Origin of the sequence: Moraxella sp. CTOTU46711, from assembly GCF_031975715.1 — a bacterium.
Lineage (GTDB): Bacteria > Pseudomonadota > Gammaproteobacteria > Pseudomonadales > Moraxellaceae > Faucicola.
In genome coordinates this window covers 71,822-84,393 of the sequence record NZ_DALYMP010000001.1, presented here as the reverse complement: position 1 = coordinate 84,393, position 12,572 = coordinate 71,822, and the positions used below count along the sequence as shown (strand labels likewise).

10 protein-coding genes are annotated in these 12,572 nt (G+C 44.8%); all 10 read right to left on the bottom strand.

Going from position 1 to position 12,572, the window contains the following annotated elements; all coding sequences use genetic code 11:
* Positions 1–42 precede the first annotated feature (42 nt).
* Positions 43–1,512: a DHA2 family efflux MFS transporter permease subunit gene (locus RTJ53_RS00335; RefSeq protein ID WP_312275342.1), complete on the bottom strand. Its 1,470-nt coding sequence runs from the start codon at positions 1,510–1,512 to the stop codon at positions 43–45.
* A gap of 186 nt (positions 1,513–1,698) precedes the next feature.
* A complete protein-coding gene (locus RTJ53_RS00330) occupies positions 1,699–3,366 on the bottom strand; it encodes an ATP-binding cassette domain-containing protein (RefSeq protein WP_312275341.1) in 1,668 nt (555 codons plus the stop codon).
* A 5-nt stretch (positions 3,367–3,371) separates the two neighbouring features.
* Complete coding sequence (locus RTJ53_RS00325) at positions 3,372–4,217, bottom strand: hypothetical protein (protein ID WP_312275340.1); 846 nt, start codon at positions 4,215–4,217, stop codon at positions 3,372–3,374.
* Positions 4,218–4,238: 21 nt separating this feature from the next.
* On the bottom strand, positions 4,239–5,261 hold the full coding sequence (locus tag RTJ53_RS00320; RefSeq protein WP_312275339.1) for an ABC transporter permease: 1,023 nt from the start codon (positions 5,259–5,261) through the stop codon (positions 4,239–4,241).
* Complete coding sequence (yejB, locus tag RTJ53_RS00315; RefSeq protein WP_312275338.1) at positions 5,261–6,310, bottom strand: microcin C ABC transporter permease YejB; 1,050 nt, start codon at positions 6,308–6,310, stop codon at positions 5,261–5,263. The genes RTJ53_RS00320 and yejB overlap by 1 nt, the downstream gene beginning before the upstream one ends.
* A gap of 47 nt (positions 6,311–6,357) precedes the next feature.
* Complete coding sequence (gene gloB, locus RTJ53_RS00310) at positions 6,358–7,158, bottom strand: hydroxyacylglutathione hydrolase (protein WP_312275337.1); 801 nt, start codon at positions 7,156–7,158, stop codon at positions 6,358–6,360.
* A 14-nt stretch (positions 7,159–7,172) separates the two neighbouring features.
* A complete protein-coding gene (locus tag RTJ53_RS00305; protein WP_312275336.1) occupies positions 7,173–9,044 on the bottom strand; it encodes an extracellular solute-binding protein in 1,872 nt (623 codons plus the stop codon).
* A gap of 166 nt (positions 9,045–9,210) precedes the next feature.
* Entirely contained in the window at positions 9,211–10,314 is a 1,104-nt protein-coding gene (gene serC, locus RTJ53_RS00300; protein ID WP_312275335.1) for a 3-phosphoserine/phosphohydroxythreonine transaminase, read from the bottom strand.
* Positions 10,315–10,435: 121 nt separating this feature from the next.
* A complete protein-coding gene (locus RTJ53_RS00295) occupies positions 10,436–11,257 on the bottom strand; it encodes a hypothetical protein (RefSeq protein ID WP_312275334.1) in 822 nt (273 codons plus the stop codon).
* A 75-nt stretch (positions 11,258–11,332) separates the two neighbouring features.
* On the bottom strand, positions 11,333–12,436 hold the full coding sequence (aroC, locus tag RTJ53_RS00290; protein ID WP_312275333.1) for a chorismate synthase: 1,104 nt from the start codon (positions 12,434–12,436) through the stop codon (positions 11,333–11,335).
* Positions 12,437–12,572 lie beyond the last annotated feature (136 nt).

Below are 12,572 nucleotides of genomic sequence, written 5' to 3'. Positions count from 1 at the left end.
GACAACATGGTATCAACAATATGGGCAAAAATATAAGGGCGACTACTGGTATAGTCCTTTGCCATCAAATCGGTGCAACCGCAAAAAATACAACCCAGATAAAATCGTCATGATACCCAGAATGATAAAACTGTATGAAAATGCGGTTTGCGTCTGTGCCAGCGAGGCGCGAGCGGGTGTCAGTAAATGTAACAGCATCGCCCCAAAGCCAATCCCAAAACTAATCGCCAATTGTTGGTTAACCGACAATAAACTATTGCCACTGCTGGTTTGACTTGGGCGAAGCCGTGCAATACTGATGGTGTTCATCGTGCTAAATTGTAGCGAATTACACGCCCCCATAAAAGTCAAAAGTGGCACACTTAGCCAAATCGGCGTGGTTTGATTGAGCTGTGATAGCAGCATGATATTAACGCCTATCAACAAGGTATTGCCCGCCAATGTTCTACGATAGCCAAATCGCTTCACAATACGCGTGACTAGCGGCTTGGTCAACAGCGCGCCCACCGCAATCGGTGCCAACATCCAACCCGCTTGTGACGGCGAATAGCCCTGCACCACTTGCAGCAGTAGCGGCAGTAGAAAAGGAATCGCACTCATCCCCAAACGGGTCAGCAAATTGCCAACAATGCCCACGCGAAAGGTACGAACTTGAAACAAATCCAAGCCAAATAGCGGTTGTTGTCCATTACGCGATTCTGAGTATTTGGCATGATAATAATAGCCAATAAGCAGCATAATCGCCAATAGAGCAACCATCACAGGAAAAACCGCTGAAGCCAGATTATCGGCATGAATGTTATTGGCAAACTCGAGCGCAAAGGTAAAGCTTGCCATCGCGCCACCAAACAGCAAAAATCCAAGCAAATCCATGCTGGGATTGCGCTGTAGATAGTTTGGCATCAGTTTCCACCCCGCCCACATCCCCAATGCCCCCATGGGAATATTAATCAAAAAAATCCAATGCCAGCTTGCAAGCTCCACCAAATACCCCCCGACCAAAGGTCCAATCACGGGCGCAATCATCGCAGGCATCACCGCATAATTCATCACCGACAGCATACGTTCTCGCGGATAGCTTTTAATCAGCGTTAACTTGCCCACAGGCATGAGCATCGCACCGCCCAATCCTTGCACCACGCGAGAAAAAATTAGGCTATTGAGCGTTGGCGACACCGCACACATCATCGAGCCTGCGGTAAACACGCCAATTGCCACCATAAAGGTGGTTTTAGTGCCATACTTATCGGCAATAAAACCACTAATCGGGGTAAAAATTGCCAAAGTGAGCGCATAGCTAATCACTGTCCACTGCATTGATAACGCAGGCTGATTCAAATCATGCGCCATCGCAGGCAAAGCGGTATTGAGCACCGTTGAGTCTAAGATTTGCATAAACAAAGCGATTGCCACCACGATTGGCAAATATTTGGTTTGCGCGGGGGTCAAGGCTGCTATAGCAAATAAGTCATGCTGTGGCTTTTTGTCTTCGGTAATGATGGAATTTGGCATGGTTAACTTTTAACAATTGCTAAAGGGGCTGTAGTGAAGTGCATGTAATCAAGTAGCTATATAAGTGCTTGTAATAAAATCACTAGGGTTAAATGACTAGGATAAATTGGCTATAACCGAGCAAACTTACGTAACAACGTGGTTCACGATAATTGTTAACTTTCTAATAGTTTGACAGCAAACCGTCTAGTTTTCACTGCTGTGCGCAATTAGGGCAGTCACATAGTGATTTTGTGGTTGGCTGAAGATATTGTCTATCGTATCATACGCTTGTGTTTCGCCATTTTTCAATACCAATATCGTTTGGCACAATGCCTTAACTACCTGCAAATCATGGCTGATAAAAATATAGCTTAAGCCAAATTTTGCTTGAATATCTCGCAATAACTTCACCATTGCCACTTGGGTGCTGCTATCAAGTGCCGATGTGGGCTCATCGAGTAACAAAATTTTGGGTTTCATCACCAACGCCCGCGCAAGTGCCACCCGCTGACGCTGGCCGCCTGAAAGCTCATGCGGATAACGGCTGATAAAATCTCGTGGCAACCGCACCGTGTCTAAGGCTGCTAATACGGCTTTTTCACGCTCCGTTTTTGCCATACCTTGAATGGTTAGCCCTTCTTCAATTATTTCAAACACACTAAATCGTGGATTGATACTGGCATACGGGTCTTGAAATACCATTTGAATATCCGAGCGATACGGCAAAAAGGCTTTATTCGACAACGCTAAAACGTCCGTCATGTGGGCATTGGCTGACAGCAAAATCTGACCTTGCACCTTGGCAGCATTAGCCAATAATTTGATGAGTGCCAAAGCCGTGGTAGTTTTGCCAGAACCCGACTCGCCCACTATACCCAAGGATTGCCCTTGTGCAAGGGTCAAGTTTAACCCTTTGACCGCCTCAAACCATTGAGTGGTTTGACCCAATATATTGTTTTTTTGGGGGAAAGCAATGGCTAACTGTTTAACTTCCAAAACACTGGGGGAATTGTCAATGATTGGCAAACTTTTTCCAAAATCTTGATAAATCAATGAGCGAGTATAATCTTGTTGTGGCTGGTCAAAAATCGCTTGGGTTGCCCCCTGCTCCATGACCTTGGCTTGCTGCATGACGACGAGATTGTCGCTGTAGCGTTTAACAAGGTTTAAATCATGGCTAATGAGTAGCATCGCCATACCCCGCTCATTTTTTAGCCGATGCAGTAACCCCAAAATCTCATGGCGTAAAGTCACATCTAGGGCGGTGGTTGGCTCGTCTGCGATAATAATGTCAGGGTCTTGCGCCAGTGCCATCGCTATCATGATACGCTGGCGTTGTCCACCCGAGAGCTCGTGCGGATAGCGGGCAAGTTTGCTTTCAGGGTCGGCAATATTGACTTGGGAAAGCAGCGCTAGGGTACGCTGTCGCCAGTGTTTTTTTGCCACGCCAGCCATAGCAAGCGATTCGGCGATTTGTTTGCCCACCGTGTGCAAGGGATTTAAGGCGGTCATCGGTTCTTGGAAAATCATGCCGATGCGTTTGCCACGGATTTGGCGGAAAATATTTTCGTTTTGCTTTCTGCTTTTGGAATAAGTGCTTAGGCTATCGTTTTCAATGGGTAAAATGATTGGTTTAGGGTTTTGCGTATCACTAACATTATCGCTAACATCAGTTAAAGTGGCTTTTCCTGTGATGCTTAGGCTATTTGGTAGCAGTCCGAGTAAGGCAAGGCTTGACAGGGATTTGCCCGAGCCAGACTCGCCGACAATGGCGAGCGTTTCACCTGAGTTTAGGGTGTAAGAAAGATTATCGACAAGCGTTTGATTGGCGGATTTGATGGTTAGGTCTTCGACTTTTAGCAATTCATTCATTTTAATTAGCTACCTGCAAAAAAATTCTTGCATAGTGGGTTATGCAACGTTAATAAATCAATTTCTTCAGCAGATAATTCATAATTTACTAACTGATAAGTGTCTTTATCATCAAAGTAATCAATATAAAACCTTACAACATAGTTTATAAGGTTATCTTGGTTTTCTCTTTTAACAAAGTAATATTGATGAGAATATTCACTTGATGATGTATAGATAACGATTAAATTATTTGGTAAACGGTGAGCTTCAAGCCGATAGGGAATTAAAGAGTTTTTGTTAAAAAAACCTAACTTACATGATTTTAATTGGCTAAAATTAAATTGATATCCATTTATACCTTCTTTAATTTTAAAATTTTCAAGTTTGGTTAGATTATGTTGATTTGGGTCATTTAAATAATCAACAAGTGGCAAAATAGTTTTAACTTCAATGTGATAAGTAGGGGTTAAAGCATGATATTCAAAACTTTGAGTATTTAATAACATTGGTAAAGCTTGTTCTATATTATCAACAAGCTTGCTCATTTTGATAATTCTGCCAATTACAATTTTATCAAAGGTTACTTCTTCTTCAAAAAACTCCATACCATTCACTTCTGCCATACGATTAGTTTGCAGAAATACTTTTTCTTTTCCTAAATCATTTTCATCAAATAATTGATGATTAAACCAACTTGATAAGGGGTTAAATTCCATTGTCTGTGGGACAAGATAGGTTTGATTAACGTCTAATTCTTTTTCCAAAATATCAAAGTTATAGCTTGTTTCCCAACCCCAATCCAACAAATAAACTGGAATGACTTCAATTTCATTTTGGTATTTTGAATTTACCGCAGAAAACGAACTCATAATATTATCCTTATTATCAAATCAAGATTGTCTAGGGTCAAACGCATCTCGCAGCGCTTCCCCAATAAAAATCAGCAGCGACAACACAATCGTCAAACTAAAAAATCCGGCAAGCGCCAGCCACGGAGAATCCAAATTATCTTTTCCCTGTGAGATTAGCTCCCCCAAAGACGGCGAACCTGCAGGCAAGCCATAGCCCAAATAATCAAGCGTGGTGAGTGCCGTGATATTGGCCGTCAAAATAAACGGCAACTGCGACAGGCTCGACGACATCGCATTGGGCAAAATATGGCGAAACATAATCTTGGCATCTGACACCCCCATCGCTTTTGCCGACCGCACATAATCAAAATTTCTTGCTCGCAAAAACTCGGCACGCACCAGACCAACGAGCCCCATCCAGCCAAAGAGCAGCATCAGCCCAAACAACACAAACACGCTTGGGCTAAAGAGACTGACCAAAATAATAATCATAAACAGCTGTGGTAGACCGCCCCAGACTTCCATCAACCGCTGACCCACCAAATCTGTCCAGCCGCCAAAATACCCTTGCACCGCCCCCACCGCAATGCCAATGATTGACCCTGCCACCGTCAACGCCAACCCAAATAATAGCGATATACGCAAGCCATACAATACCCTTGCCAGAACATCTCGACCTTGGTCGTCGGTACCGAGCCAGTTCTCGCTATTTGGCGGCGCAGGGAACGGCACATCACGACTCACACTTGGCGTTTGGTCGGCAAACGGTATCATAGGCTCAATCATATAGCCATGTTGGTTGATTAGGTCTTTGACCACAGGGTCTTGGTAGTTGGTTTCGGTTTCGAACACACCGCCAAAGGTGGTTTCAGGGTAAGACTTGACGATGGGAAAATACCAGTGATTTTGATAATTAACCAGTATCGGCTTGTCATTGGCGATAAGGTTTGCCCCCATGCAGGCAAGGAAAATCAGGCTAAACATGACGAGCGAAAAAAATCCCAACCGGTTACGGCGAAAGCGGTGAATGCGCGCTTGCCAAACAGGATGTTTTATCAGCATTAGCGACCCTCAAAATCAATACGGGGATCAATGAGATGATAGGTCACATCACTTATCAACTGTAAAATCAGCCCCATCAAGGTAAAAATAAACAACGTGCCAAAAATCACCGGATAATCGCGTTGCCCAATCGCTTCAAACCCCAGTCGTCCCAAACCATCCAAATTAAAAATCACTTCAATCAAAAAATTGCCGGTAAAAAATATCCCCACAATCGCCGACGGCAAGCCTGCAATAATAATCATCATCGCATTGCGAAATACATGACCGTATAGCACTTTTTTTTCGCTTAACCCTTTACTGCGAGCAGTCAGCACATATTGTTTGTTCAATTCTTCCATAAAACTAAACTTGGTCAAATATGCGAGTCCCGCAAACCCGCCAATCGTGCTTGCCGTGATGGGCAATGCCAAATGCCAAAAATAATCTTTGATTTTACCAAACGTGGACAGCTTATCAAAATTCTCACTCACCAAGCCCTGCAGCGGAAAAATCTGCCAATAACTCCCCCCTGCTAACATCACCAGTAACACCACCGCCAACACAAACACAGGCACGGCATAACTCACCGCAAGCAGCAACGCGGTGGTTTTATCCATCAGTGAATTATGGCGTCTGGCTTTGGCAATCCCCAGCGGCACAGCGATTATATAAATCAGTAGCGTACTCCAAAGTCCTAGCGAAATCGACACAGGCATTTTATCCAAAATCAGCTGCGCCACAGGTTTGCCTTTAAAAAATGAGGTGCCAAAATCGCCCTTGGCATAGCTTGTCAACATGAGCCAAAACCGCTCGGGCGCGGATTTATCAAAGCCGTATTGTTTTTTGATAGCTTCGACCATGTCTGGCGATAAGCCCCGACTGCCTTGATAAGTGGTCGTTGACAGTTGGGTTTGGGTGGCGCCCTGTTTTTGTTCTGCTTCAATTTGGGATATTTTTTGCTCGACAGGACCGCCAGGCGCCGATTGGACAATGGCGAAATTGGTGAGCAAAATCAAAAACAAGGTGGGGATGATTAATAACAGCCGTTTAAGAATATATTTGCCCATGGTTATCCCTCATTATTAGCCTTAATGGTTACCTTTAATTGTTGCCCTTAAAAGTTATTTTTTAGTTGACGTAAGGCTTTAAATATCTCAAACGGACTGTCATCCTCAATGCCTGTCTGCGTTTGTACGGTTTTTATCATCTCATCACTGGGTGCAATCACCGCACGCATAAATGGATTGATGGCTTTTTCATCGGCTAACGAGGTTGGCAAGGTTGGCGTATTTTGCTGGCGTAACTCACTGTCATGCGCTATTGCCTGTGCAATGGCTGGATTATTGGGCTCGATAAACTGGGCAAAGTTAAGATTTGACAAGGTATACTCATGGGCAGGATAAAATAGCGTTTCATCATCATGTAACTGTGCAAAACGGTCAAAGCTTTCAAATAACGTCTCAATCGTGCCTGTGAAAACACGGCCACAACCTGCGCGAAATAGCGTATCCCCACAAAAAATATGCAGACGGTTATCAAGCGTCACTAGGTACGCTAAATGATTTTCGGTATGCCCTGCCACCTGCCACACCTGCACAGGACTGCCCCAAGCGGTTAATTCGCGCCCTTCAGCGACGGGGATTAACTGTGTGGCATTGATTAACGGGTAAATATTGGCATGCGCAAAAATCTGTGCGTTTGGAAACGCATTTGCCAATGCTGTTACGCCGCCGATGTGGTCGCTGTGATGATGGGTCAACCAAATTTGGGTGATGGTTAAATTTTCACGGTTTACAAACTCTAAAACAGGCTCAGCATCGCCAGCATCGACAATAATCACTTCTTGTGTTTCATCATTGATAATTGCCCAAATATAGTTGTCAGTGAAGGCCGGGATTGGGTGGATTTTTAGCATTGTTTTATTCCTTATTATTTTCCTAAATACTGCATGACTTGTGCTTGTTTGTCTTTGTTCGCCCACCAATAATCGATACCGATGGCATTGCTTGGCAGCTGCCCATGTTCATAAAATTTCCAATACGCCACATTGTCAGTATGCTTGCCATAAGTCGGCACGACATAATAGCCCGCCTGTAGCAGACGGTCTAACACTTTGCTGTATAGTACAATATCGTCACGATTCTTCGAAACTATGAGTTTGGCAATCACCGCATCAATGGCTTTGTTTTTGATACCCGCTGAGTTTTGGTTGCCTTTTTCGTCTGCGGCTTGTGAGCCCCACATATAGGTTTGCTCGGCGCCAGGTGACAAACTTTGGGCAAACATATCCATAATCATGTCGTAGTCATATCTGCGAGTGCGCTCTAGGTACTGGGGGACATCGGCTTGGCGAAAGCTGGCATCAAACCCGAGTCGTTGTAAATTACGTAAAAAAGGTAGCACAATGCGCGCATTCTTGTCATCGGCGGATAAAAATTCCAGTTTGGCGGGCTGACCATTGGGCTGATACAGCTTCATATTGTGGTATTTGAAACCCGCTTGCAGCAGCAATTCACGCGCTTTTAATAAATTGTCTCGATTAAATCCATCGCCAGTTGATTTGGGGGCTTGCCAATCGCTTAAAACAGCCTGTCTTTGAATGGGCTCAAGGTCAGGTAATAGCGGATTGATAACCGCCAGTTCTTGGGGCGTTGGCGTGCCGTTTGCTGCAAGCGCTGAGCCATGAAAAAAGCTTTGCAAGCGTTCATATTGACCATAAAACATGGTTTTATTGAGCCATTCAAAATCATACGCCAGTGTCATCGCTTGGCGCACCCGAATATCTTGAAAAATCGGTCGGCGCAAATTCATCACAATCGCTTGCATCGGTACTGGGTTGTTATTGGCGATTTGCGCTTTGGTGATCATGCCTGCTTTGACGGCAGGAAAGTTATAACCCGTCGACCATGTCCGCGCTTTGTTTTCGGCACGGAAAAAATATTCGCCGGATTTAAAGCCTTCAAATGCCACTTCGGGGTTTTGATAATACACATATTTGATTTGGTCAAAATTATAACGACCGACATTTACCACCACGCCTGCGTCAGGTTTGGCGCCCCAATAATTGGGGTCACGCACATAAGTAATGGCGCGTCCTGCATCGATTGTGCCGACTTTATACGCGCCACTGCCCATCAGTGGCGTCAGTCCGACTTTATCAAAATAGCCATCAATCGATTTTTTTGACCAAATCGGCATTTGCGCGACGGTCAGTTTGATTTCTTGATTGTCTTTAGATTTAAAAATAAATTTAACGGTTTGTCGATCTATCACTTGGGTCTCTTTGACATCCGACAGGTAGCTACGCATACTCATCACGCCTTTTGTGAGCAGTGCGTCCATACTGGCTTTGACGTCTTGCGCCGTCACAGGCGTGCCATCCCAAAAATAGGCTTTGGGGTTGATATGATATATAACCCAGCTTGGGTCATCTGGGTCATAAGTGACTTTATCCGCCAGTAGTGGGTACTGCACAAACGCTTCAGAAAGCGAGCCTGTCATCAAACTTTCAAACAAATAATCGGTTCCGGTCACAGGTGTACCGACATCAATCCATTTATTAATACTGTCAAAAGTGCCGATGGCAGATAGGCTTAACACACCGCCTTTGGGGGCGTTGGGATTGGCATAAGGTAAATGAGAGACTTGGGCAAATTGCGCGGTGCTATTGTGAGCGATAGATGTGCCAGTGATGATAGCGGTATTGGCAGCGGATGCAACCACTAATAAGCCCAGCACCCAGCATTTTTTGCCGAATGTTTGGCGAGTGACTGCCCTCATCCAGTGGGCTGGTTTTATCATCCTGTCTTTTTTCACTTGCATCCCCCTGACCCCTTCAACTATTTTTCAAAAAACCTTGGTATTGCTAGCTGTTATCCCTCATATGCCCCACACCCGCTAATTATAAAAAAGACTTAACAAGCATTTTAGCTGTTAAGTCTTAATGTAGCATGATTGTTAAACTTTTTTATACGCTAGTTTGTTCAAACTGCTGCATAAATTTTATTAACTTTTCAATGGTCGCCAAATCAATCGCGTTATAAATACTGGCGCGCATGCCGCCCACTGTACGGTGCCCTTTAAGATTCAAAAATCCTGCTTCGTCGGCTTTAGCTAAGAAGGTTTTATCAAGTTGACTATCTGCCAAGGTGAAGGGTACATTCATGATTGAGCGGTTGTCTTTGTTGACAGGGTTTTGGTAAAAATCGCTTTGGTCGATAAATTTATACAGTTTTTGCGCTTTTAACAAATTTTGTTGATAAATTTCCTCGACACCCCCTTGCTCAAGTAACCATTCAAACACCAAACCTGCCAAATACCAAGAAAAAGTTGCTGGGGTATTGACCATCGAATCATTGTCGGCTTGGTTTTTATAGTCCAAGATACTTGGGCAAACCAAGTTGGCATGACCGATCAAATCATCACGGACAATCACAAGTGTCAAACCCGCAGGACCGATATTTTTTTGCGCACCTGCATAAATCAGTCCAAATTTTGATACATCTATTGGGCTAGATAGGATGCAAGATGACATATCCGCTACGATGGGTACATTCACCGCTGGCACATCAAACATCGCCAAGCCATTAATGGTCTCGTTGGGGCAATAATGGAAATAATCGGCGTTGTCATTAAGTTGCCAGCTATCACGTGGGGGCACAGTGGTATAGTTGCTGTCTTTGGCAGAAGCGACGACATTGATTTTGCCTAGCCCTGCTTGCTCATAGCGTTTGGCTTCGCTGATGGCTTTTTTAGACCAAATGCCGGTGTCTAAATAATCAGCTTCTCCTTTGAGTAAATTCAAAGGAATGGCTGAAAACTGCAGGCTTGCGCCACCTTGCAAAAATAGCACTTTATAATTGTCAGGAATGTTCATCAGCTTTCGCAAATTCTGCTCGGCTTTTGAGGCAATGCCCACAAATTCACTGCTACGGTGGCTCATCTCCATCACCGACATGCCTGAGCCATGCCAATTTAACAATTCGGCTTGCGCTTTTTGCAGCACCGCAGTCGGCATAGACGCTGGTCCTGCACAAAAGTTAGCAACACGTTGATCAAAGCTGACACTCATAGCACGTTCCTTTTTATCGTGTGAAATGTTATCGTGTGAAATGAAATAAAAAAATACTTTACCACAATATGGCTAGTCGATGAATCATAAAGATGAGTCATCAATCGGCAGCTCATTGCGCTCAACTTGATAGCAACTGCCAAAGTTGGCGTTTTAGGCGATAATCATCGAGCATATCTACCAGATAAGGCAGACGCTGTATCGGTTGTTCATCTAGACAGTCAGGCAATGGCGTCAATGCACCCACCTTGGGATTGCCTTGATTGATACGGTATAAAAATCCTGAAAACCCTGCGACTGCCATCGGGTAGCTGCTCATTAATTGCACCGTGGCTTTGGGTAAATGCTGGTTATCAGTGAGCAAAGGAAACTTAAAAAAATGCACTGACGCTTTTAACCCACTGATGATTTGTTGCCATAGCTGGTGTTGGCGGCTGTCCGTCTGCAAAAAATGACTGTCAACCACCAGTGTCCACTCACCCACCACTATCGCCTGCACATTAAAACTGACAGTGAGCAATTCATTACTGAGCTGTTCATTATTTGGCGCAGGGTTACTTTTGAAAGCTGAATCATGGGGTAAAGATGAATCGTTGGGCAAAGCTACATCATGGGAGTGAAAATCTGCCACACTCGCTGGCGGTAATTCTGCTACGCTCTCAACGGCATCATCCGCAATAACAGGATGATTGAAGTCTGGCGTTGTATCAATGGGCGCAAGTTCGCTAGTTGACCCAGTTTGAGCGGGTTGTAACTGCTGTGGCATGGCAGCAAGCGTCTCAACCGCTTGATAGGAAGAAACAACCTCAAAATCTTCTAAATTAGCAAACGTTTTGACAGGGCAATCTTGGCGCACCCAACGCGTAACGCCCATCTGCGCCAGTATTTCGCTTTGCCAAGCATCGTACTGCTGCTCATCAAGGGTAAGGTCAGGTACAGTCATACCAATGTTAACTCAAGTTGAATGGGGCAACGCCGTGTGGCAATCTTATGGCAACCAAATACCCCTAGTAAAAAATTACACAATCGGGGTGAGCGGCACAGTGACATCTGCATTTTGCCCACGATGACGCAGATAATGGTCTAACAGCACAATGGCAAGCATGGCTTCTGCAATCGGCGTAGCACGCACACCGACACAAGGGTCATGCCGCCCTTTGGTTAGCATCTCTACTGCATTGCCGTGAATATCAATACTTTGGCCCGGGGTGGTGATACTGGCAGTAGGTTTTAACGCAATACTCACTACAATCGTTTGCCCTGATGAAATTCCCCCTAAAATCCCCCCGGCATGGTTGGCATTAAAGCCGTCCAAGGTTAACTCATCGCGAGACTCATGCCCAAACTGTCCCGCCACTGCCATGCCATCGCCAATTTCAACGCCTTTGACTGCATTGATGCTCATCATCGCATGCCCAATATCCGCATCAAGCCTGTCAAACACAGGCTCGCCCAATCCCACGGGTACACCCGATGCCAATATGGTAAGCTTTGCGCCACAGCTTGTTCCTTGCTCGCGGCATTGGGTAATCAGCTGCTCAAACTTTGGCAAGGCATCTATATCCGCACAAAAAAATGGGTTGCTGTTGACAAATTCCCAATCAATCGTATTTTCAGGTATCTGTTTGGCAACCACATGTCCAATCTGGGTCACATAACCGCGAACTTCTACCCCCAGCCGTTGTTTCAAATATTTCTTGGCAATCGCGCCTGCCGCCACTCGCATTGCCGTTTCGCGCGCTGATGAGCGACCACCGCCACGATAATCGCGAAACCCATATTTCATGCTATAAGTATAATCGGCATGGTTGGGACGAAAGGTGTCTTTAATATCGCTATAATCTTTGGATTTTTGGTTGGTATTGCGAATCAAAAGCCCGATAGACGTACCTGTCGTTTTACCCTCAAACACGCCAGAGATAATTTCAACTGCATCGTCTTCACGGCGCTGGGTCGCAAATTTTGAGGTGCCGGGCTTACGACGATCCAAGTCAATTTGCAGATCTGCTTCGGTTAAAGGCAACCCTGGTGGCACACCGTCAACGATTGCCATAAGTCCTGCGCCATGTGATTCGCCACAGGTGGTGACGGTAAAAACTTGCCCGATGGTATTGCCTGCCATTTACGCTCCGTTTACTATTTCATGAATGCTTGCAAATCAAATAATAGGTTTGTTGCACCTTTTTCATATATTGCTTTTTTTAGCCATTATCTAACTTGTTAAATCAACAAGCCCAATCAACAAGTTAAAGATAGCA

Bases quoted from the DNA above. Each gene is read 5' to 3' on its own strand.
- serC (WP_312275335.1), bottom strand. From the start codon at position 10,314: ATGAGTGTCAGCTTTGATCAACGTGTTGCTAACTTTTGTGCAGGACCA.
- RTJ53_RS00320 (WP_312275339.1), bottom strand. From the start codon at position 5,261: ATGCTGATAAAACATCCTGTTTGGCAAGCGCGCATTCACCGCTTTCGC.
- RTJ53_RS00335 (WP_312275342.1), bottom strand. From the start codon at position 1,512: ATGCCAAATTCCATCATTACCGAAGACAAAAAGCCACAGCATGACTTA.
- RTJ53_RS00330 (WP_312275341.1), bottom strand. From the start codon at position 3,366: ATGAATGAATTGCTAAAAGTCGAAGACCTAACCATCAAATCCGCCAAT.
- RTJ53_RS00305 (WP_312275336.1), bottom strand. From the start codon at position 9,044: ATGATAAAACCAGCCCACTGGATGAGGGCAGTCACTCGCCAAACATTC.
- RTJ53_RS00325 (WP_312275340.1), bottom strand. From the start codon at position 4,217: ATGAGTTCGTTTTCTGCGGTAAATTCAAAATACCAAAATGAAATTGAA.
- gloB (WP_312275337.1), bottom strand. From the start codon at position 7,158: ATGCTAAAAATCCACCCAATCCCGGCCTTCACTGACAACTATATTTGG.
- RTJ53_RS00295 (WP_312275334.1), bottom strand. From the start codon at position 11,257: ATGACTGTACCTGACCTTACCCTTGATGAGCAGCAGTACGATGCTTGG.
- aroC (WP_312275333.1), bottom strand. From the start codon at position 12,436: ATGGCAGGCAATACCATCGGGCAAGTTTTTACCGTCACCACCTGTGGC.
- yejB (WP_312275338.1), bottom strand. From the start codon at position 6,310: ATGGGCAAATATATTCTTAAACGGCTGTTATTAATCATCCCCACCTTG.